At 71.4% G+C, this 21,096-nt stretch carries 18 protein-coding genes; 11 read left to right on the forward strand and 7 right to left on the reverse strand.

Annotation, left to right across the window (positions count from 1 at the left end):
- Positions 1–3: 3 nt before the first annotated feature.
- Positions 4–777 carry a sulfite exporter TauE/SafE family protein gene (locus tag ACQEUX_RS07720; RefSeq protein ID WP_433043339.1) on the reverse strand — a complete coding sequence of 258 codons (774 nt, stop codon included), beginning with the start codon at positions 775–777 and terminating at the stop codon, positions 4–6.
- Between the two features lie 183 nt (positions 778–960).
- Here ACQEUX_RS07720 and ACQEUX_RS07725 point away from each other — a divergent pair, with 183 nt between their 5' ends.
- The 5 genes from ACQEUX_RS07725 (at position 961) to ACQEUX_RS07745 (ending at position 6,421) form a co-directional block, all read left to right on the forward strand.
- Entirely contained in the window at positions 961–1,740 is a 780-nt protein-coding gene (locus tag ACQEUX_RS07725; RefSeq protein WP_433043342.1) for an endonuclease/exonuclease/phosphatase family protein, read from the forward strand.
- Positions 1,741–1,849: 109 nt separating this feature from the next.
- Positions 1,850–2,650 carry an alpha/beta hydrolase gene (locus ACQEUX_RS07730; RefSeq protein ID WP_433043345.1) on the forward strand — a complete coding sequence of 267 codons (801 nt, stop codon included), beginning with the start codon at positions 1,850–1,852 and terminating at the stop codon, positions 2,648–2,650.
- Positions 2,647–3,450: an MBL fold metallo-hydrolase gene (locus ACQEUX_RS07735; RefSeq protein WP_433043348.1), complete on the forward strand. Its 804-nt coding sequence runs from the start codon at positions 2,647–2,649 to the stop codon at positions 3,448–3,450. Before ACQEUX_RS07730 ends, ACQEUX_RS07735 begins: the two co-directional genes overlap by 4 nt.
- Before the next feature lie 122 nt (positions 3,451–3,572).
- Complete coding sequence (locus ACQEUX_RS07740) at positions 3,573–5,681, forward strand: M14 family zinc carboxypeptidase (RefSeq protein ID WP_433043351.1); 2,109 nt, start codon at positions 3,573–3,575, stop codon at positions 5,679–5,681.
- Between the two features lie 83 nt (positions 5,682–5,764).
- Complete coding sequence (locus ACQEUX_RS07745) at positions 5,765–6,421, forward strand: fasciclin domain-containing protein (RefSeq protein WP_433043354.1); 657 nt, start codon at positions 5,765–5,767, stop codon at positions 6,419–6,421.
- Positions 6,422–6,427: 6 nt separating this feature from the next.
- On the opposite strand, the gene ACQEUX_RS07750 is transcribed toward ACQEUX_RS07745, so the two are convergent.
- Together ACQEUX_RS07750 and ACQEUX_RS07755 are read right to left on the reverse strand one after the other, a co-directional pair.
- Positions 6,428–7,429, reverse strand: a complete 1,002-nt coding sequence (locus ACQEUX_RS07750) for a tyrosine-type recombinase/integrase (RefSeq protein ID WP_433043357.1) — start codon at positions 7,427–7,429, stop codon at positions 6,428–6,430.
- 157 nt (positions 7,430–7,586) lie between these two features.
- Positions 7,587–8,456 carry an SDR family oxidoreductase gene (locus tag ACQEUX_RS07755; protein ID WP_433043360.1) on the reverse strand — a complete coding sequence of 290 codons (870 nt, stop codon included), beginning with the start codon at positions 8,454–8,456 and terminating at the stop codon, positions 7,587–7,589.
- A gap of 115 nt (positions 8,457–8,571) precedes the next feature.
- Here ACQEUX_RS07755 and ACQEUX_RS07760 point away from each other — a divergent pair, with 115 nt between their 5' ends.
- From ACQEUX_RS07760 to ACQEUX_RS07785, 6 genes are all read left to right on the forward strand, one after another.
- A complete protein-coding gene (locus tag ACQEUX_RS07760) occupies positions 8,572–9,000 on the forward strand; it encodes a winged helix-turn-helix transcriptional regulator (RefSeq protein ID WP_433043363.1) in 429 nt (142 codons plus the stop codon).
- A gap of 81 nt (positions 9,001–9,081) precedes the next feature.
- Positions 9,082–9,822, forward strand: coding sequence for a hypothetical protein (locus ACQEUX_RS07765; protein WP_433043366.1), 741 nt, complete (start codon positions 9,082–9,084; stop codon positions 9,820–9,822).
- A gap of 425 nt (positions 9,823–10,247) precedes the next feature.
- On the forward strand, positions 10,248–11,528 hold the full coding sequence (locus ACQEUX_RS07770; protein ID WP_433049651.1) for an MFS transporter: 1,281 nt from the start codon (positions 10,248–10,250) through the stop codon (positions 11,526–11,528).
- Between the two features lie 568 nt (positions 11,529–12,096).
- Complete coding sequence (locus ACQEUX_RS07775) at positions 12,097–13,161, forward strand: hypothetical protein (RefSeq protein WP_433043369.1); 1,065 nt, start codon at positions 12,097–12,099, stop codon at positions 13,159–13,161.
- Between the two features lie 198 nt (positions 13,162–13,359).
- Positions 13,360–13,965, forward strand: a complete 606-nt coding sequence (locus tag ACQEUX_RS07780; RefSeq protein WP_433043372.1) for a response regulator transcription factor — start codon at positions 13,360–13,362, stop codon at positions 13,963–13,965.
- Positions 13,966–14,074: 109 nt separating this feature from the next.
- Positions 14,075–14,674, forward strand: a complete 600-nt coding sequence (locus ACQEUX_RS07785) for a response regulator transcription factor (RefSeq protein WP_433043375.1) — start codon at positions 14,075–14,077, stop codon at positions 14,672–14,674.
- Between the two features lie 25 nt (positions 14,675–14,699).
- On the opposite strand, the gene ACQEUX_RS07790 is transcribed toward ACQEUX_RS07785, so the two are convergent.
- The 4 genes from ACQEUX_RS07790 to lanKC form a co-directional block, all read right to left on the reverse strand.
- Positions 14,700–16,469 (reverse strand): ATP-binding cassette domain-containing protein, encoded by a 1,770-nt coding sequence (locus tag ACQEUX_RS07790; protein ID WP_433043378.1) that lies wholly within the window; start codon positions 16,467–16,469, stop codon positions 14,700–14,702.
- A complete protein-coding gene (locus ACQEUX_RS07795; RefSeq protein WP_433043381.1) occupies positions 16,466–18,193 on the reverse strand; it encodes an ABC transporter ATP-binding protein in 1,728 nt (575 codons plus the stop codon). Before ACQEUX_RS07795 ends, ACQEUX_RS07790 begins: the two co-directional genes overlap by 4 nt.
- Positions 18,194–18,265: 72 nt before the next feature.
- Positions 18,266–18,385: a SapB/AmfS family lanthipeptide gene (locus ACQEUX_RS07800; protein WP_013734295.1), complete on the reverse strand. Its 120-nt coding sequence runs from the start codon at positions 18,383–18,385 to the stop codon at positions 18,266–18,268.
- Between the two features lie 6 nt (positions 18,386–18,391).
- Positions 18,392–21,085, reverse strand: coding sequence for a class III lanthionine synthetase LanKC (lanKC, locus tag ACQEUX_RS07805; protein WP_433043387.1), 2,694 nt, complete (start codon positions 21,083–21,085; stop codon positions 18,392–18,394).
- Between the last annotated feature and the right edge of the window lie 11 nt (positions 21,086–21,096).

Consider the following 21,096-nt stretch of genomic DNA (forward strand, 5'->3'; position numbering starts at 1 on the left):
GCATCAGCGGGCCACCCACTGGTCGTGGCCGAGCTTCGCCACCAACGCCAGCACCACCACCAGCAGCACCACCCGCACGAACCCCGAACCGCGACGCAACGCCATCCGCGCCCCCAGCACCGCGCCGGCGATGTTGCACACCGCCATCGCCGCGCCGAGCAACCACCACACGTGCCCGGTCAGCCCGAACACCACCAGCGCGCCCAGGTTCGTACCCGCGTTGACGACCTTCGCCATCGCCGAGCCGTGCACGAAGTCCGCCCCCACCAACGCGGTGAACGCCAGCACCAGGAACGTTCCGGTACCCGGACCGATCAACCCGTCGTACAGGGCGATGGCCACCCCGGCCACCCCGATCACCACCGCCACCCGCACCGGGGTCCGCCGCTGCGGCGCCGCCACCACACCCAACCGGGGACGCAGCAGCACGAACACCGCCACCGACACCAGCACGACCAGCACCACCGGCCGGTACGCCGACGCCGGCACCGCCCCGGCGAGCGCGGCACCCACGCCCGCGCTGAACACCGCCAACCCCGCCGCCGGCCCCGCCACCCGCCAGTCGACCTTGGTCCGCCGCGCGTACGTCGCCGCCGCCGTGGCCGTCCCGAAGATCGCGGCCAGCTTGTTGGTGCCCAGCGCGGTCGCCACCGGCAACCCCGGGGCCGCCACCAGCAACGCCGGCAGCAGCAACAACCCACCACCGCCGACCACGGCGTCGACCCACCCGGCCATCGCGGCGGCGGCCAGCAGGGTACTCAGCGATACGGCGTCCACGGGCGGCAATTCTGCCCACCCGCCGCCCCCGACCGGCCCCCGAGTGGCCAGCCTCACCCGCTCACCGACCCCGCGTACGCCGCAACCACACCCCCAAGGCGCCGACCGCCACGAACACCAGCACCGAACACAGCAGCACCTTCACCACCGGGCAACCATGCCACGGGGACGTAAGGTGCAGAGGTGCGCCTGGCCACCTTCAACCTGCTGCACGGACGATCCCTCACCGACGGGCTCGTCGACTCCGACCGGCTCACCGCCGCCGTGCGTGCCCTCGACGCCGACGTGCTCGCCCTGCAGGAGGTCGACCGCGACCAACACCGCAGCGGCAAACTCGACCTCACCGCCGTCGCCGCCCGCGCCCTCGACGCACCCCATCACCGCTTCGCCGCCGCCGTCGTCGGCACCCCCGGCGAACAGTTCCGCCCGCTGCGCCACGACGACGACGGGCACGGCGAACCCTGCTACGGCATCGGCCTGATCAGCCGGCACCCGGTACGCAGCTGGCACGTCACCCGACTCAAGCCCGCCCCCGTCCGGTCCCCGGTCTACGTGCCCGGCCCCCGCGGCGGCCTCATCCTGCTGCACGACGAACCCCGCGTCGTCCTCGCCGCCATCCTGGACACCCCACACGGCCCGCTCACCGTCGCCGCGACCCACCTGTCCTTCGTGCCCGGCTGGAACGCCCGCCAACTACGCCAGACCGTCCGCGCCCTCCGCGCGCTCCCGGCCCCCCGCGTCCTGCTCGGCGACCTCAACCTGCCCGCCGGCGCGGCCCGGCTCATCTCCGGCTGGCACCCCCTGGGCCGCCGCCCCACCTACCCCTCCGGGCAGCCCCGCGTGCAACTCGACCACATCCTCGCCGACCGGCACGCCCTCGAACAGCTCCCACCGGTACGGGCCGTGACCGCGCCACTGTCCACCATCTCCGACCACCGCCCGCTGCTGGTCGACCTCGGCTGAAAATCCGCCACCGAAACTCCGCCATCGCGGGTCACGAATGTCTAGGGTGGGCTCACCGACACCACCGCCGTTCGCGCCATCGCCACCCCCGACATCCACGGAGCTGACCATGAGCGACACGCCGGACACGATCGTGCTCATCCACGGGTTCTGGGTCACCCCCCGCAGCTGGGAAAACTGGGTCACCCACTACCAGAACAAGGGCTTCCGGGTGCTCACCCCGTCGTACCCCGGGCTGGAGGTCGAGGTCGAGGCACTCAACGCCGACCCCACCCCCCTGGAGACCCTGACCGCCCCGCAGGTCATCGAGCACCTCTCCACGGTCGTCGAGGCGCTGCCCACACCACCGATCATCATGGGTCACTCCGCCGGCGGTGCGTTCACCCAGGTGCTGCTCGACCGGGGGTACGGCGCCTCCGCCGTCGCCCTCAACTCGGCGCCCACCGAAGGCGTCAAGGTGATCCCGTTCTCGCAGCTACGCTCCACCTTCCCGGTGCTGAAGAACCCGGCCAACCGGCACCGGGCCGTCGGGTTCACCTTCGAGCAGTGGAACTACGCGTTCACCAACAACTTCGACGAGCAGGAGGCCCGCGCCCTCTACGAGCGCTACGCCATCCCCGCCTCCGGCGGCATCCTCTGGGACAGCGTCCTGGCCAACCTGCTACCCGGCCCACAGGACATCGCGGTCAACTACCACAACGACCAACGCGCGCCACTGCTGTTCATCTCCGGCTCCGAGGACCACATCATGCCGCCCAGCGTGCAACGCTCCAACGCCGCACACTACAAGGGCGACACCGTCACCGAGGTCAAGCTCTACGACGGGTACGCACACCTGCTGCCCGCCCAGCAGGGCTGGCAGCAGATCGCCGACGACGCCCTCGACTGGGCCCTGCGGCACGCGCGGTGAGCACCGTGGAGCCGCCGCTGCGGATCACCCACATCGGCGGCCCCACCACGCTGATCGAGGTCGGCGGGTGGCGGCTGCTCACCGACCCGACATTCGACCCGCCCGGTCGGCGCTACACCTTCGGCTGGGGCACCTCGTCGCGCAAGGTCACCGGACCAGCCGTCCCCGCCGCCGACCTCGGGCCGATCGACGCGGTGCTGCTCAGCCACGACCACCACGGCGACAACCTCGACGACACCGGCCGCGCCCTGCTCGGCGGTGTGGACACCGTGCTCACCACCGTGTCCGGGGCGCGCCGGCTCGGCCACGACGCCCAGGGCCTGCGAGCCGGGTGGTCTGCCCGGCTCGCGCACCCGGAACGTCCCACGATCGAGGTGACCGCGACCCCGTGCCGGCACGGCCCGCCGCTGAGTGCCCCGATCGCCGGCGACGTCATCGGCTTCGCCCTGCGCTGGGCCGGCCAACGACACGGCGCGCTCTGGATCACCGGCGACACCGTACTGACCCGCCGGGTACGCGAGGTCCCCACCCACATCCCGATCGGCACGGTGCTGCTGCACCTGGGCGGCGTACGGTTCCCGATCACCGGGCCGCTGCGCTACTCCATGACCGCCCGACGCGCGGCACAGCTGTGCGCGGCGATGCGACCCCACACCGCGATCCCGGTGCACTACGAGGGCTGGCAGCACTTCCAGGAACCACGCGACGTCATCGAGCGGGCGTTCGCCGCCGCCCCGCCCGCCGTGCGCGACAGCATCCGTTGGCTGCCGCTCGGCCACCCCACCACCATCACCGCGTAGCGGCCGCCGCCGGGGGAGAGGCGGCCACCCAGCCGCAAGATTCCCTCAAGATCATTGCATCGACGATCTCCGACGAGAATGCTGATCGAAACACGCGCCACGATCAACCCGTCGGAGGCCACATGAGACGCTCGCGAACCACCCTTATCGGCGTGTCCACACTGCTCGCCGTCACCCTCACCACCGCACCAAGCCCCGCCAACGCCCAGAGCGCGGCAGAACCCCACCAGGTCGCCAACCTCACCATCCGCCAGGCCGACGGATACGCCACCCTCGCCTGGCAACCCGTCGACGACGCCACCGACTACCAGATCGAACGCACCCCCGTCGACGCCACCAACACCCCCACCGGCGCACCCACCATCGTCGGCGTCTGGCGACCCAACCGCCAGATCAACCAACAGGCACCCACCTTCGCCGATGCCGGCTTCAACCCCGGCGACACCTTCCAATGGCGGGTCCGCGCCCGCACCGGTACCACCGAACAGCCCTACTCCGACCCGGTCACCGCCATCACCACCGCACCCTGGGGCAACCCCGACACCCCCGGCCAACAGCTGCGCACCCAGTGGGAGACCACCCACGCCGCGCAGTACACCAGCGACACCGACGAGTACGCCTACACCGCCGCCATCGACGCCCTCAGTGACCGCGTCCGTGTCGTCGAACTCGGCCGCACCGTCCAGAACCGACCCATCAACATGCTGGTGATCGGCCACCCCAGCCCGCCGGCCACCCCCGCTGCGGTCGCCGCCACCGCACCGGTGGCCATCAACTGCAACGTGCACGGCAACGAACCCGGCGACCGCGAAGCCTGCCTCATCATGGCCCGGCAGCTCGCCTTCAGCACCGACCCCCGCATCACCGACCTCCTGAGCCACACCACCGTCCTGATCGTCCCCACCATCAACGGCGACGGCCGGGCCAACAACACCCGCGGCAACTCCACCGGCCAGGACCTCAACCGCGACTACTCCCTGATCCGGCAACCCGAGACCGCCGCGTACATCAGGATGGTCCGCGACTACCGACCCGTCGCCGGCTACGACGGCCACGAGTTCGGCAACTCCCGCGCCGGTGACCTGCCGATGCTGCCACCGCGGCACCAGAACGTCGCCCAACCCATCTTCGACCAGTCCCAGGACATGATCGAAGGCCACATGTACGCCAAGGGCGCCGAAGCCGGCTGGTGGGCCTGCCCCTACGGCTGCGAAGGCGGCGGCAACGTCGGCCTCAGCGAGGAAACCATCCTGCGCAACACCCTCGGCCTCAAGAACGTCACCAACTCCCTCCTGGAACTGCGCAGCTCCGGCGGCCAGACCCGACCCGACGAGGGCAACACCGCCAACAACCGGCGCCGCAAGACCTACTCCGCCCTCTGGACCTTCCACCAGTTCCTCGACTACCACCGCACCGACCTCGGCGACATCCTCAACGCCCGCACCGAGGCCATCGAGTTCCAAGCCGCCAACACCGGCCGCCTGGTCTTCCGCGGCTCCCGACCCATCCCCGCCCACCCGGCACCGCACCCCGGTGACAGCCCACCGCCGATCGACGCGCCCCCAGCCGACCTCATCCTCGACAACGCGCCGTGCGCCTACAAACTCACCGAAGCCCAGTACAACGGCCCCCGCACCGACGGACCCGGCGGCGTGGGCAGCACCGTCGCCCAGCGCATCGCCGCCCACGGCTGGAAGGTCATCACGACCGCGGACGGCTACTACGTCCCCCTCAACCAGCCCGAACGCGGCCTCATCCCGCTGCTCCTCGACGGCAAGGGAGTGGAGAAGCTGACCGACGGCGAACGCGTCTACCCGACCCTCACCGGCCGACGCAACGGACCCCTGGTCGTCACCGGCTTCACCTGCGCCGACGACGCCACCATCAACGGCCCCGTCACCGTCCGGACCGGCGCGGCGCTCGTCACGACCGGAACGACCATCAACGGCCCCGTGAGCGCCACCGGCGCCGCCGGTGTCGTCCTCGCCGACAGCACCATCAACGGTCCGGTACGCGTCGCGAACACCACCGACGCCGTCTCCATCATCGACGTCACCGTCGCCGGCCCCGTCGACCTGTCCACCAACACCACCGGCACCGACACCCCGCTGCTGGCCGGTAACACCATCGGCGGCCCACTCAGCTGCACCGCCAACAACCCCACCCCGACCAACCTCGGCATCGCCAACACCGTGCACGGCCCCCGCACCAACCAGTGCGCGGCACTCTGACCGTCAGCCAACCGAGCCGGCGTGCCGGCGGCACCAGCACCACGCCGCCGGCACGCCGGACCCACCGACCCGTGGAGACCGCCGTGTCGCACCCCGCCTCCCCAACCCGGCACACCCGCGCGCTTCGCCTCCTCCTGCCGGCGCTAATGCTGACCGCCTGCACCGCGGCGCCCGCCGCTCCCCGCGCGGACGCCGGACCAGCCACCAGCACGACCGAACCCCGGGTCACCGGACCACTCTGCGCCGCCCTGCCCACCGGCACCGACCCCGGCAACCCGACCTTCCTCGCCGGCCAACCCGTCGACCAGGCGCTGCGCTGGATCCCCACCCTCACCACGTTCGAAGCGGCCCTGCGCACCAGCGGCGTCCTCACCGACCTGCCCCCCGGCACGAGCACCACCATCCTGGCGCCCTCCGACGACGCCTTCGCCGCCACGTTCTCCGAGGACAACTGGGACGACCTCATGACCCGCCACGGCGACCAGCTCCGCACCCTGCTGAAGGCGCACCTCATCACGGGAGACCACCCGATCGACGAACTCGCGGCCGCCGGCACGACCACCACCCTCGACGGCGTCACCGTCACCGTCACCCGCACCGGACCCACCGCCCGCCTCGCCGACCGCGCCGACGCGGTCTGCGCCGACTACCAGGCCACCAACGCCCGCATCCACATCATCAACGCCGTCCTCGGTCCACTGCCCGTCACCGCCGACGGCACCGGCCACCGCGCACACTGACCACGCTCACCCCTGGTCCACGCGCAGCAGAGCCGCCAACGCGCGATTGGTCCGGTTGGCGCGGACCGCGTCGCGCTGCTGCCCGGCCGTCACCTCGATGTACGTCTGCGACGACGCCAACGACGCGTGCCCCAACAACCGCATGATCTCCGCAGCGCTCGCCCCGTCCTCGGCCAACCGGGTCGCGAACGTGTGCCGCAGCGCGTGCAACCGCGCACCGCGCGGCACCCGGTCCCCGATGCCCGCCCGCCGATAACACGACTCGACGAGATACTGCAGCCCACCACGGCGCAGCGGCTCACCGCGCCGATCCACGAGCAACGCCGAGTCGGGGCGTACCGACCGCGAGCCGAAGCGCCGCCTGCGACTGTCCAGGTAGTCCGTCAGCACCCGGTCCAGATCCGCCTCGATCGGCACCACCCGGGGACGCCCGCCCTTTCCGGCCACCTCGACCCGCCGCTCACCAGGCCGACCAGCCAGCGAGCCGACCCGAAGTGCGAGCAGCTCCGACAGGCGCAACCCGGCGCAGAGCGCCACCGCCAACACCGCGACGTCGCGCTCGGGCCACGGGTCGCGCTGCCGGCCGTCGTCGCGGGCGGCCGACGCGAGCAGCACCTCGGGGGTGTCCGCGCCGCGCAGTGGCTTCGGCTGGGGGAGTAGCGCCCGGGGTCGCCCGACCGCCGGCATCGGGTTGCCCGCCACGACCCCGTCGGCGACCAGGAACGTGAAGAAGCTGTTCCAGGTGGACCAGGCCCGGTGCACCGACGCGGGGGCGCGGGGCGCGGCGAACCGGGCGAACGCCGCCCGCATCACCCGGGGGGAGAGGTCGGTGATCGACAGCCCGTCCAGGGGGAGGGGAGTGGCGGCATTCTCGGCGACCAGCGCCGCCACCGCGTGCAGGTCCCGCCGGTATGCGGCCAGGGTGTGCGGGGAGGGCTTGCGGGTGGCCCGGGCGGTCAGGAACTCCTCGATCAGCACCCCGAGCGATTCGTCCTGTTTGTCATGCATAAGGGATATTATGCAGCATTTTCGGGTTTCCGGAAGAGGTGCGGAGAGGGGGAGTAGCTGCCAGGACCCCGGCAGCACGTCCCCACCGTCACGCCCAGAATCCTGCGCACCGGCCTCGCCTCGCTGAACAGGAAGCTGCGAGGCGAGGCCGGCTTCTTCACCGGAAGGCGTGGATGTGGCGCTGCGCCCAGTCGTCGAAGGTGCGCGCGGGGCGGCCCAGGATCTGTTCCGTGTGGATGCTGATCCGCTGCTCAGCCGGGGTGGGCTCGCCGAGGATGGCAAGGGTCCCATCGACCACCGGCTCGGGCATGAACTGCATCATCTGCGCACGGGCCTCATCATGCGTCTGCTCGACGAACCGGACCGGCCGGCCCAGCGCTTCGCCGATGCTGTGGGCCCGCTGTCGCGGTGTGGTCAAGGCCGGCCCCGTCAGCTCGTAGATCCGGCCGGCGTGCTGGTCCTCCCGCAGGACCATGGCCGCGACCTCGGCAATGTCGGTCGGATCGACGACCGGCAAGCCGACGTCGCCGAACGGCGCGGCCACCGTCCGCTGGGTCCGCACCGGCTCCGCCCACGCGTAGGCGTTGGACGCGAAGCCGCCCGGTCGCAGGATCGTCCAGGCCATGCCGGATCGCTGCACGACCTCCTCGATGCCGCGCAGCGGTGCATGCGAGACGGACTGCGGGCGCGTTCCGGCGGCCTGCGAGGACAACAGGACGATGCGCTCGACTCCACCGGCTTTCGCAACATCGAGGATGTCGCCGGGGCTCAGATGCGCACCCGCACCCGCGACCAGCAGGAACAGCGCGCGGGCTCCGTCCACAACCGGCCGCAGGGTCTCCGGTTCGGCCAGATCAGCCTGTTGATGCCGCGCCCCTTCCGGGATGGACACCGGCAACGTTCCTCGTGACACCGCGGTCACCTGCTCACCAGCCGCGGCCAGTGCTCCTACCAGTACGCGACCCACATTTCCGGTGGCCCCTGTTACGACAATCATGAACGGCTCCTCTGCTTCGGGAGCACCCATGCCATCAATGGGTGCGACCGCCGCCGATTCGATCTCTCCAGCAGCGGCCCGGAGAAGCTAGCATCGTCGGTATAGTAGGTACCTACAGGAAAGCGACTATGGTGGAGGAGCCCGCATGCACAACGATCAGGCAACCTGGACGCCCGCAGCGTCATCTGATCCCGAGCAGGCGTGCCCCGTCGCCCCGGTCGTGGACATCGTCTTCAGCCGATGGACCACCCCGATCCTGTGGACGCTCAACTACCAGGGGCGGCAACGCTTCGTCGAGCTGCAACGTCGGATCAGCACGATCACGCCGAAGGTCCTGACTCAGCGACTGCGGCAACTCGAACGCGACGGACTGGTCGTGCGCACCTACCATCCCGAGGTCCCACCTCGAGTCGAGTACGAGATCAGCGACCTCGGCCGCAGCCTCGCACCCCTGTTCGCCCACCTCGCCGAATGGGCCACCACTCGCCTGGACGACGTGGAACAAGCACGGCGCACCTATGACATGAACGCAACGGCAACACGGCCGGCGGCACTGTCCACGCCGGTTCAGTAGTGATCACACGAACCGCTGATCGTTGGTTCCTCGCTGCAAGCTACGACTGGGCCTGATCGAGAAGCACGTATCGTGCGCGGCATGACGCTGCCCGTCGCCACCTGCCCCGAGTGTGGTCGACCCGGCACGCCCAGCGCGCACGGGGAGCCGGACGGCCCGATGGACGTGGTCTGCTCCGAGGGGCACCGGTGGCGAGCCGCCGGCCGACCCGGGTGGGCTCCACCGGCATCGCCAACCGTGCTCGCCGCGTCGACCCGGACGGGGCTCATGGATGTCAGTAAGGACGGGCGGACCTGGCGGATCGGCACGGCCAGCGACGTCGCCTGGCTCGCCGGCCGCACCACACAGGGCCTCTCGATCACCACCGCGATCCCACCGGTGTTCGACGTGTACGCCACCTTCCACCCGCCCGACGGCGTCAGCTCGCACGCCCACGAAAACGCCGTGATCAACGAGCTGGTGGGGTGCACCCCGGAGCAGCCCTGGTGGCTGGGTTATCTCGACACCGGCGCCCACGACATCGTCTTTCCCCGTGCCCCGAGGGTGACCCTCTACTGGGGCTGGTCCTACGTTCTGGTCGAAGCCGGGCCCGAACAGGCCCTCACGTGGCGGACGGGCCACATGCGCGGCGATGGGTCGCTGCCGGATCTGTTCTTCCCGGCGGATCGCTCCTGGCTCGTCTCCGCCCTCTGGGACGACACCTGGACCGACATCGGCGGCAGCGTCGACGTGCTCGCGGCCCTGCAGCGCAATCCGCTGGTCAACGCCCGCCTCGTTCATCCCGACGAGGACGCGCTTCCGCCGGGCCTGGCGCGCGACTGACCACTGTCGAGCGGCAGCGAGGGGACCGCCACAATGCCCAACTTTACATAATGTACATTATCGAATCAGACTTCGACGACTGAGGCGGGGATGATCGGTCATCAGTCCTCGGAGATCTCCGATCGTGCCGGCGATGAGGCTGGATACTTCTGCGGACGGCCGCCGTTGGCTACTGTGTGGCTCGGCTGGTGACCCGCAGGGAGTTGAGAGATGGTCGGTCGTTCGAGCGCGCGTTGACGTCTTAGGCCGTTAATCGGCCTGTCAATCGCGCGCTGCCCTTGAATCGCGCGGCACAGCGAGATGTCCCACCCGCACCCGTCTGGCGTTCGTTGCCCGGTGGTTGGTGATCCTCGTCCGCAGCAATCCAAGGAATCTCTGTGTCTTCTAGCTTTTTCACCATTTTTGCTCGACCCGTTACTTCCAGCGTGTGGCGTGACCCCAACTTCCGTGGCCTTTGGGCAGGTCAGACAGCCTCACAGTGGGGTGAGCAGACGACCCTGGTGCTCCTCCCACTGATTGCCGTGTTGACTCTGCATGTCGACGCCCAGCAGCTGGGAATCCTGCGCGCGGTGGGGCAGGCACCGCAACTGCTGCTCGCGCTGCTGGTCGGCGTGTGGGTGGATGGGTGGCGTACCCGTACCGTCATGGTGTTATCCGATGTCGGCCGGGCACTGACGCTTGGCGGAGTCGCCGTGGTCGCCTTCATAGGCGGTCTCGGCCTGTGGGCGCTGCTGGTCGTCGTGTTCGTCATTGGGACCCTGTCGGTGTTCTTCGACGTGGCCTACCAAGCATCTCTGGTACGCCTGGTCAAGCGCGAGCAACTGCTGCAGGGCAACAGCGCCATCGAGGCAAGCCGGTCCGCGGCCGCGATGGGCGGACCTGCCCTTGCCGGGACGATGAGCTCCCTACTGGCCGCGCCGCTTGCTGTTGCGTCCAGCGTTCTGTTGTTCGTGGTGTCGTTTCTGGCCATCGCTGGGATCCGCTGGCATGAGTCAATCCCTCAGCAGCCAGGCAGTGCTCAGCGGATGTGGCGGCGAGTCCACGACGGATTGCGTTTCGTCGCTGGTGACACTGTCCTGCGTGCGGTGTGCCTCGCGTCGGCAGCGTTTCAGTTCTTCTTCGCGGCCCTGATGACTGCCTACCTACTTTTTCTACCGCGGGAACTGCACCTGTCCGGCGCTGTCATCGGACTGGCGCTCGCTGCGACAGGGCCGGGGGCGCTCGTGGGTGCACTGCTCGCTGGGCGCCTGCCGCGTCGTCTTGGCTACGGTCCTGTGCTCGTCGCGGCGGCGGCGATCGGTGACGGCGTGATGCTGTGCCTACCGGCGTTGCGCGGCTCCTCCATGATCACTGTCTGCGCGCTCATCGCGGTCAATCTCGTGTTCGGAGCGGGCGGTCAGCTGGTCAATGTCACCATCCACGCCGTCCGGCAGGCCGTCACATCAGATTTCATGCAGGGCCGCGTCGCTGCGACGATCACCTTCGCCGGCATGGGCCTGGCTCCACTCGGCGCGTTGACCGGCGGCATCCTTGCTGAACATTGGCCGTTACGCACCACCCTGCTCATCACGGCCGCCGGTATGATGGTGTCCCCCTTATCTATGGTCCTGTCTCCGCTCGGACGGCTGGGACGGACGCTCCCGGCGTTAAGGGAGCCGGCTGTAGCCGGAACCGGACAAGACCATGAGCGCGGCTCATTCGAGTAGTCCGAGGCCACGCCCGCGTATGGGTTGAAACTCGGTCAGCGACCGTCGTGCCTCGCGTTGGGCGGCGGATAGTGCGGACTTTCCTTCTACTCAGCGAGGTTGCCGGGGTAGGCGGGTGACCGCGCGGGCGTGTTCGAGGGCCTCTCGAAGCTGGTGTGCTTCGAGGGTGAGTCGCTGGATGTTTGCGATTGCAATGTCGAGGTTCGCGGCGAGTTCTCGTTGTCGCGGCGGAGGCGGGCGTTCTCTTGCCGCAGCCTCGTCAGTGTGGTGCTGTCGACGGCGGTGTGCGCTGCTCGGCCTGGTGTGCTTGAGCCGGTTGCCAGCTCAGTGCAGATGGCGGGGAACCGGTGGCGCAGGGTGGCGCCCCTGGTGGCCAGGGGTGATCCGGACGGTGAGTGGCACGTCGCTGGATGCGGTTGCGTGTCCGCATCGCTACGATGGGTCAGCAATCCGGAGTGGAAGGGGTCGTGCCCGCGTGCGAAGTCCCGTCAATGGAACCGCGCCGACGCCTGCGCCGAGCCGATCCGCTCCGCTCGCGGCCGACCGGGTGCGCGGGTTTGCCCGGCGGATGGCGCTGATCGTGGCTGCTGTCGGAGCCGGATTCATCGTGGCCGTCCTGTTCCAGGGGTCGGCCTCCGCCGACGGGGTCCGCAACGGTTCCGGCGGTGAGCGTCATCAGCGGGCCGGCGTCCTGGTCGAGCTGACCGTCGGCGAGGGCTCCGACCGGCATGGCCAGCAGGGCACGGGGGTCGGCGACCGTGAGCGCGATGCGCCTCTCGCCCCGCTGGCGAGGGCCGTCGCCGTCGTCGTCCCGGGCGACGCCACGTCACCGACGGTGCCTGCACGGTCGAGCCGAAGCTCGTCCGGGTCGGTGCCGCTCCCCCGGGTCGGCGCATCCGTGGCGCACGGCACGTTCGAGCGCGGAAAACTCCAGCCCGGACCCCGGTCGGAGGCAGCCGCTCGCGTGGGTCATCGGCCGGTTCGTGGCGCCGGTCCGTCACGTCCGGCCGCCGATCCGTTACGGCTCCCACGCCCCGTCGCGCCTGGCGTAGCTTCGGTCGAGCTCGCCGGCGACTCGTCCACGGTGGGCCTGATCACCGCCCCGTTGCCGCACGTCGCAGAGGTCGTGGGCAGCGTGCCGATCCGGCCCATCGTCGACGCGCTCAGGTGCGTCGCCGATGCCGTTCTACCGCCCGCTCTCGGCGTGGTGACCGTTCCGACAGCACCGCGACTGCCCGCTCCGCCGGCGCCCGGGTTCGCTCCCGTTCCGGTGACCGACGCGACGAGCCGGGCCGCACCGGTGTCACCGGTGGATCCGGTGCGGGCCCCGGTACGCTCCGCAGCGCTGCCGGCACCGCCGCCGGCGTTCATTGTCGAGGCGGTGAACGTCGCGGCCCCGACTGGGCACCGCGTCGTGCGGCGCGGTCCGGCGCCTGCTCGGGCGGATCTCGCGGGCCGACCTGTCGCGCCCGCTGACCAGGATGCTGCCGGGATCAACGACGGGTCGACGCCCGGGCCAGGGTTGGTGTGGCCGGTCGCCCGGCAGTCGCCCACTGGCGCTGAGCAGTTCCGTGATCTCGTGCCGCTCGTCGTCGGGACCCGATTCCCGTCGGTGAACGCCCGACCTGGCTGACGCGCGCCGATCGGCCGCGGTGGCTGGCCTGCTCAGCCAGGTGCACCCGCTGGGGCCGACCGGCGTCCGTGCCCGTCGGCAGTGACGGTGCCTCGGGCGGATACCTGCCCGCCTGTCGCCGCGACCAGCCCGGTCGAACCCTGTGGATGATCCGGGGTGGGTGGCCGTCTGACGCGTACCTGAGATCGGATAAGCCTGGTGATCCACGTTGTCATCGCCGAGGACATGGGTTTGCTCCGCGGGGCGCTCAGCGCCGCGCTGTCGCGTGAGGAGGACATGAAGGTGGTCGCCGACGTCGAGGGCGTCGACGAGTTGTTGACAGTGGTCCGGCGGTGCAAACCGCAGGTGGTGGTACTCGCGCTGACACCCGATCTCCCGGACCCGGTGGAGGTGGTCGCGAAGATCGGCGTCGAGGCGCCGCACGCCGCCGTGCTGGCGATGAGCCCACGGTGGAGCCCGGCCCTGGTGGAGGCGGTGCTGGCGGCCGGCGCTCGGGGCCTGGTCGGGAAGGATGGCTCTCTGGAGGAACTGGTGCGGGCGATCCGTACGCTCGCCGCCGGGGAACGGGCGATCGACCCGGCGGCGGCAGCGGCGGTGCTGTGGCCGACGGAGAGCCCGTTGACGGCCCGGGAGTTGGACGTGCTGCGGATGGCCGCCGAAGGTCTGCCCCTGAAGGAGATCGCCGTCCGCCTTTACCTGGCACATGGGACGGTGCGTAACCACCTGTCGGCGATCCTGCGCAAGACCGGCGCTCGCAACCGGTTGGAGGCGGTGTGGCGCGCGCGGCGGGACGGCTGGTTGTAGCCGTCGGCGGGCGGGTCCGGGGGCGGTCCGCCCGGGCCTGCTCCCCCACCGTGCGAACGCGCCGCATGCGTGTTTGAATGCTGACGTTGTGTGATCGTCATCGGAGTGCATGGGAAGGTTCGTGGTGATCCGTACCCTGCTCGCGTTGGACGGCGCCCTGGTGCTGGGCGCGCTGTCGGTCGTTCTGGCCGCCGAGGACGACATCCGTGTGGTGGCGAAGGTGGACCGCGGCGACGCGGTCTCCGCGGCGGTGCGCGCCGAACGCCCCGACGTGGTGGTAGCCGATCTGGACTTCATCGAGGGAGTCGACGCCAGCCGCCTCGGCCCGTGTCCGGTCCTGGTGCTGGCTCACCCACGCCGGGCGAGGCGGCTGCGCGGCATGTTCTGCGCGACCCGGATGGTCGGCATCCTGCGCAGCGACGTCGCTCCGCAGCGGGTCATCGACGGGATCCGGCGGCTTGCACGACGGGAGCCGGTGCTCGACGCGGACCTCGTCGTCGCGGCGCTGCACTCGGATGGTCCACTGACCGATCGTGAGACGGAGGTGCTGACCCTGACCGCGGCGGGGGCGCCGGTGGCGGAGGTCGCGGTGTCGCTGGGGCTGAGCTGCGGCACCGTCCGGAACCATCTCGGTCGGATCGCCCGCAAGGTTGGCGCGCGTACCCGGGTGGAGGCCGTGCGCGTGGCACGCGAGGCGGGCTGGATCTGACCCCCGCCGGCGCGGGGTGCACGGTTCACCCCCGCGGCACCGGCGCCGTCCGGGGTGGCACCGCGGCCGCGTCCCAGCAGCCGACGAGCAGCCGGTAGGTGGCCGATCGGGCCAGCAGTTGCTCATGCGTCCCGGTCACGGGATCGTCACCGTCGAGGACCAGCAGCCGACGGGCCCGGATCGCGGAACTGATCCGGTGGGCGATCACGACCAGGCTGCCGGGCCGCCGGGCGAAGGCATCCTCGACGGTCGCCTCCAGTGCCGGGTCGAGATGGCAGGTGGCCTCGTCGAGGATCACCAGCGGGGCGGGGGCCAGCCAGGCCCGGACCGCTGCGATGAGTTGCCGCTCGCCGCCGGAGAGCAGGGCCGGTGTGATCTGCGCGTCCAGGCCGCCGAGGCGTGTCGCCAGGGGACGCGCGCCAAGTGTGTCGAGGGCGGCCTCCAGCGTGCGGTCGTCGGCGTCGGGCCGGAGATAGCGCAGGTTGTCGGCGAGGCGTCCGGTGAAGACGTACGCCTCCTGCGGCACCAGCACCCGCATCCGGGCGAGGGCGGCCGGCTCGGCGCCGGTGACCGTCTCGCCAGCCAGGTGGACCGTGCCGGCCTGCGGCGGCACCAGGCCGGCCAGCAGGGCGGCCAGTGTGGATTTGCCGGCACCGCTCGGGCCCACCACAGCGAGGTGGTCCCCGTCGGCCAGCGTCAGCGAGAAGTTCGCCAGGACGGGCCGGGCGCGCGGGCCGTAGCGGAAGGTCAGGTCCCGGACCTCGATGGCCGGGGCAGGGCCGGTCGGTGGGCGGGAGCGGGGCGGCCGGGTGACGGACCGCTCCGCGCGGCGATCGTCGATCGGCGGGTAGGTGCGCAGGATGTTCTCCAGGGTCACCACGTAGCGCAGTCCACCGCCGCCGATGCCCTGGACCAGGGTGTGCAGGGCGGGTTGCAGACCGGTGGAGACGTAGATCAGCGCGCCCAGCACCGCGCCGGCGGTCAGGCCATGCTCGACCAGCCACGGTGCGGCCGACAGCAGCACCACCAGCGGCAGCCAGCCGCCGATGCCGAGGCTGAGGCTGCGGATCGCGGCCATCCGGGCGAGGGTGCGTTCCGCGGTGGCCTGCGCCGACACCCGACGTTCCACGTCGGCTGTCACGCGTGTCTGTGCGCCGCAGGCCAGCACGTCGCGGTGCCCGGCCAACGCGGTCGCGGCCGACTGGCCGAGTTGCTCACCGGCGCGGACGTACGCGCGTTGGTGCGCGACCATCGCGGGCAGGGCGGCGAGGAACACGGCCAGGCCGGCGGCCAGCGGCGCGGCGGCCAGTGCCGCCACCACCGGTGCCAGGGCGAGGAGGCCGAGCAGGGCCGCGCCGGCGGAGAAGAGGAAGCCGCGGGTCACCATCAGCAGGCCGGCGAAGGTGTCGCGGATGATCTCCATCTGGTGGGTCAGCCGGGCGACCGCGGCGCTGTCCGGGTGGCCGCCGGTCCGGGTGGCGTCGCGCAGCGCCCCCCGGACCACCTGGCGGGCCAGTTCGTCCCGGAACGGCTCGACCACGGTGGCGAGGCACCGGTACGTCCGATCGGTGGCCGTCGCGCCGACCAGCACGGCCACGGCGAGGGCACCCAACCAGGCCAGGCCGGTGAGCGGGTGCCCGGCCAGGAAACCCTTGTCGACGGCGCGGGCGACCAGGTAGCCGGAGAGCAACGCGGGCAGCGACTCGACCAGCGACCAGCCGCAGAGCCGAACCAGTTCCCGCCGGCGAGCCCGCATCGCCCGCCAGGTCACCTGGCGTACCCCGGGACGCTTCACGACCCACCGCTGGCCGCTTGGAAGACCGCCCGGTAGTCCGGGTCCGCCCAGAGCCGCTGGTGTGGTGCCAGGCCGCGCAGCCGACCGTCGTCCAGCCAGGCGACCAGGTCGGCCGCCGCGGCCGTCGCGACCCGGTGGGTGACCACCAGGCGGGTACGCTCGCCGGCCCGCCCGGTCACCGCCTGGGTGATCTGGTGTTCGGTGGCCGTGTCCAGGTTGGACGTCGCGTCGTCCAGGATGAGCAGTCGCTCGGCGGCGAAGGCGCGCGCCAGGCCGAGACGCTGGGTCTCGCCCCCGGAGAGCGGTGTGTCCACCAGGGGGGTGCGGTAGCCGTTGGGTAGCCGTTCGACCACGTCGGCGACCGCCGCCATGCGGGCCGCCCGAAGGACCGCCGGTGTGGCCGGCGTCAGGTCGGGCGGCAGTGTCGCGGACTCGGCCGGCAGCGCCAACCCGATCGCGTCGTGGATGGTCGCGCCGATCAGCACCGGTCGGTCGAAGGCGTAGCCCACGGCCCGGCGCAGCGCCGCCCGGTCGAGCTGCCGCAGGGGCACCCCGTCCAGTCGCACGTCACCACCGTCGGGATCGTGCAGTCGTCCCGCCACGGCAGCCAGGGTCGACTTGCCGGCGCCGGAGGTCCCGACGACGGCCACGGTCGAGCCGGCCGGCACGTCCAGGTCGATCCGGTCCAGGATGGGCCGGCCGTCGTCGGCGTGCACGCTCACCGCGCGCAGTCGCAGCGCGCCGCCGCCGGGTGGGAGGGGCCGGTCGCCTGCCGGCGCGGTGGACCGGGCCAGCAGTTCGGCGACCCGATGCGCCCCCGCGCGGCTGCGGACCAGGTGGTTCAGGGTGGCGAGCACACCGCCGAGCCCGGCACCCATCGCCGCGTAGCGGACCGCGGCGACCAGTTCCCCCGGCGTGAGCCAGCCGGCGGTCAGGGCGTACCCGCCGACCGCGACGACACTGAGGTGCAGCAGCGGCGCCACGGCGGAGGTGCGCGCGCTCGCCCGGGCGAGCAGTTCCCAACCGCGGCGGCCGTGCCGGCCCAGCTCCGGCAGGGCGGCCAGCACCCGCTCCTGCTCACGGTGGGTGGTGGCGGCGGCGGCGATGGTCCGGGCGCCGGTCAGCGACTCCAGCAGTCGGCCGGCGATGGTGCCCAGCACCCGTTGGTAGCTGGCGGTCACGGCCGAGGCGTCGGCGACAAAGGCGCGCATGAGGACGGCGAGCAGGCCGAGGCCGGCGAGCAGGGTGACCCCGAGCACCGGTTCCATGATGGTGAGCGCGACGACGCTGCCGAGCGGTGGGAGCACCGCCACCACCGCCAGCACCACGGCGTTGCCGGCTTGTCCGGCATCGGCGGCTTGGCTGACCAGTCGGCCGACGAGATCACCCACCGGGTGGCGGCGGGTGGCGCGGACGTCCAACGCGAACAGGTGACGCAGCAGGTGCCGACGCAGCCCGGCGGTGGCTCGTGCCGCACCGAATCCGCTGGCCAGGTCCGTGAGGGTGTCGACGCAGATGAGAATGACGACAAGTCCGCAGGCGGACATCGTCCACCAGCCGGAGCCGCCGGCGAGGGCGGCGTCGACGGCACGGCCGAGGGCCGCGGGGAGCAACAGTTCGGTGGTCGCGCCGAGCAGCGCGACCACCGCGAGTCCGGCGGTCCAGCCGCCGCCCGCCAGGACCGTCCGCCGCAGCAGTCGGTCCCCTACGGCGAACGCCGGCATCGGTCCTCCCGGTGGTGCGCGGTTGCCCTGGGCGGGTACGTCTACCCGCCCAGGGACCCGCGTGTGAACGGATCAGTTGCAGGTCGTGACGGAGAGCGAGCTGTCGCCGCAGAGCAGCAGGCTCGCCCGGCTACCGCCACCCGTGCGGTCGGCCGGAGCCATCTCCAGGCCCTGGAGGTCCAGAAGCGCCATGTCGTGTCACCTCCCTTCCATTCGTTCGTCGAGAACGTCGCCCTCGCTGTCGCGAGGGAGTCTCTGGGCGCCCGGAAGGGGCGCGAGGAACGGCAACACCGGCGGCTCGTCGTGCCGGGCGCAGGCCAGCGCGAACAGCACGCCGGCGGTGCCGGTGCCGAGGTCCATGGACAGCCGCAGCAACTGCTCACCGGGGAAGGCCGTGCCGTCCCGGTACGGCAGCGCGTGCCAGGACAGCCGGTCCAGCTGCGCGTCGAGTTCCCGGCGGTCGGCGTCGTGCGTCGAAGCGGCGAGGTAGGCGATGATGCCGGCCCGGCCGGCGAAGAGGCCGGACTGCGCGTAGAACGGTGAGCGTGCCGCGCGGCGGACACCCGCGCTCGCCGTGGCGAACCGGTCGTCGGCGCGGTGGCGCAGGTACTGGTCGATGACCAGCCCGATGCCGACGCTGCCGTGCGCCAGGTACGGCATGGTCCGCCAGCCCTCGTTGACCTCCAGCGCGCCGTCCGGGCGTAGCACGCACCGGCGCAGGTCCTGACGCAGCGCCGTGGCGGCGTGCCCCAGCAGGTCGTCGTCGCCGTTGAGCTCGTAGAGCCGCAGGAACATCAGCGCCGGTCCGGTTCGGCCGCGCAGCAGCCCGGCGTACGGGTGGCGTCCGCCGCTGATGTCCGGGCCCGGGTCGTCGGCGAGCCGATCGATCACCCGCTCAACGGCCCGCCAGGCGGCGTCACGTACCGACGTCTCGCCGGTACGCGCGGCCAGCTCGGCCAGGTTGAGGGCGATCCCGGAGAGCCCGCTCGCCAGGCTGTGGTCGAGCCCGTCCACGGGCTCGCGTAGGCAGATGTCGAGCACGTCGAGCGCGTCCTGCCGGCGTCCGAGGTGTTCCAGGGCGTACGCCACACCGTGCAGCCCGTCGTAGAAGCCGCAGCGGGTGCCGGACGGGGGTGCTGTCGCCCGCCGCACCAGCCAGTCCTCGTGTTCGGGCCAGCTACCCGCACCGCTCGTGGCGAGCGCGTACAGCACGCCGGCCGCTCCGTGGGCGAGGTTGAGGCCGCCGCTGCGGAACTGTTCGATGTCGCCGGGAAAGAGCCGGTCGTTGCGGTCGGGTGTGGCGCTGGCCACGGTCGCCCTGGTGAGTTGGTCCCGCTGGGTTGGCCAGTCGCTTGGGCCGAGGTCCCCGCAGGGGCCGGCGGTGGCCCGTGGGCTGCCGGTGATCTCCTCGATCGCCGGGTCGAGGAAGGACCGCGGCACCGGGAAGTTCGCGGCGATGATGTCGGCCAGGTGGGCCACCTTCGCCGGGGCGAGGCGGACCAGCTGGGTCAGGGGCAGGAACAGCGCCAGTCGCAGGCACGCCAGGGCGTACCGGTCGACCGCCGGTCCGGTCCGGTCCCGTGGTGCCGCGAAGCCCTGGTTGCGCAGTCCCGGTCGACGGTGTCCGGCGATCGGGGCGGCGACCTCGAAGTCGACCAGGGCGACCCGGTCGTCCGGGCGGATCATGATGTTGAACAGATGCAGGTCCCCGTAGACCAGGCCGCGCTCGTGGATCGCCTCGATGAGGGTTTCGACCTGCTCGTGGACGTGCCGGGCCCACCGGGCGTACGCCGCCCGGTCGTCGTCCGTCGCGTCGGCGTCGATGAGCGGGTACCGGTCGACCAGCACCTTGTTCAGCGGCCGGCCCTCGATGAATTCCAGCGCGAGGAACCGGTGCTCGCCGAGGGCGAACTCGTCGTGCACACGCGGCACCTGCGGCAGGTCGGCGAGGTGCCGCAGGGCCGCCGCCTCACGGGCCAGTCGGGCGACAGCGTCGGTGCCGTCGGCATCCAGGCCGGCGTGCGGCCGCGCCTCCTTCAGCACCACCTCGGTGTCGGTACGCAGGTCACTGCCCACGTACAGGCCACCACCGTTCGAAAAGTGGATCACCCGCTCGATGCGGTACGGCACCTCGTTGGTGCTGGTTTCGCTCCGGGCGGCCAGGTGCGGGCCGAGGAAGTCGGGCAGGGCGATCCAGGACGGTACGTGGAAGACCGGTTCGCGGCGGTCCGGCACCAGCGCACCGGAGTCGTCCTCGATCGCCGGCACCACCTGACCGTCCGGGGAATGGCAGTAGCGGGCGGCGAAGCCGCCGTAGCGCACGTAGATCGGGCCGGCTCCGTAGCGGAGGTCACTGAGAATGTACGGCCCGGACTCCCCGGCGAGCAGTTCGTCGAGCTCCTTGCAGGTCAGTTCCAGCTCGGCGTCGTCGCGGGGGTAGACGGTGACGAACTTGCCGCTGGCGGCCCGCGCGGCGTACTTGGAGTTGCGCAGCAGCAACGTGCGGGGCCCGCGTAGGAACTTGAAGGACAGGCCACGGGGGACGCAGTAGTCCCAGACCGCGTCCAGCACCCGCTCGGCGTTCGCCAGACCCGCCGACACGTGGATCTTCCAGCCCTGCTGCGGCAGTGAGCCGCCGTCCGGGCCGTAGATCAACCAGTCGTCGAGCGGCTCTCGGCGCCAGCCGGCCGGCACCGGCCGCTCGGCGGCCCGGAAGACGGGCTGCGCGACGGCGCTGCCGAGCGAGTCGTAGAACAGTCGATCCGCGGCGCAGTAACTGTCGTAGCGCTCGTCCACTGTCCCGCCTCCCGTCACGAACTCGGCCGGCTGGTGTTCCGGCGCTGGATCGAGTTTCGGGCACAGGGTGTGACGGGCCACAGTGCGCTTAGTCATGACCTTCGATG

Origin of the sequence: Micromonospora sp. CA-259024, assembly GCF_050936255.1 — a bacterium.
In the GTDB taxonomy this organism is placed as follows: domain Bacteria; phylum Actinomycetota; class Actinomycetes; order Mycobacteriales; family Micromonosporaceae; genus Micromonospora.

Bases quoted from the DNA above. Each gene is read 5' to 3' on its own strand.
- ACQEUX_RS07765 (WP_433043366.1), top strand. From the start codon at position 9,082: ATGACGCTGCCCGTCGCCACCTGCCCCGAGTGTGGTCGACCCGGCACG.
- ACQEUX_RS07785 (WP_433043375.1), top strand. From the start codon at position 14,075: ATGGGAAGGTTCGTGGTGATCCGTACCCTGCTCGCGTTGGACGGCGCC.
- ACQEUX_RS07800 (WP_013734295.1), bottom strand. From the start codon at position 18,385: ATGGCGCTTCTGGACCTCCAGGGCCTGGAGATGGCTCCGGCCGACCGC.
- ACQEUX_RS07795 (WP_433043381.1), bottom strand. From the start codon at position 18,193: ATGCCGGCGTTCGCCGTAGGGGACCGACTGCTGCGGCGGACGGTCCTG.
- ACQEUX_RS07750 (WP_433043357.1), bottom strand. From the start codon at position 7,429: ATGCATGACAAACAGGACGAATCGCTCGGGGTGCTGATCGAGGAGTTC.
- ACQEUX_RS07760 (WP_433043363.1), top strand. From the start codon at position 8,572: ATGCACAACGATCAGGCAACCTGGACGCCCGCAGCGTCATCTGATCCC.
- ACQEUX_RS07775 (WP_433043369.1), top strand. From the start codon at position 12,097: ATGGCGCTGATCGTGGCTGCTGTCGGAGCCGGATTCATCGTGGCCGTC.
- ACQEUX_RS07755 (WP_433043360.1), bottom strand. From the start codon at position 8,456: ATGGGTGCTCCCGAAGCAGAGGAGCCGTTCATGATTGTCGTAACAGGG.
- lanKC (WP_433043387.1), bottom strand. From the start codon at position 21,085: ATGACTAAGCGCACTGTGGCCCGTCACACCCTGTGCCCGAAACTCGAT.
- ACQEUX_RS07730 (WP_433043345.1), top strand. From the start codon at position 1,850: ATGAGCGACACGCCGGACACGATCGTGCTCATCCACGGGTTCTGGGTC.
- ACQEUX_RS07740 (WP_433043351.1), top strand. From the start codon at position 3,573: ATGAGACGCTCGCGAACCACCCTTATCGGCGTGTCCACACTGCTCGCC.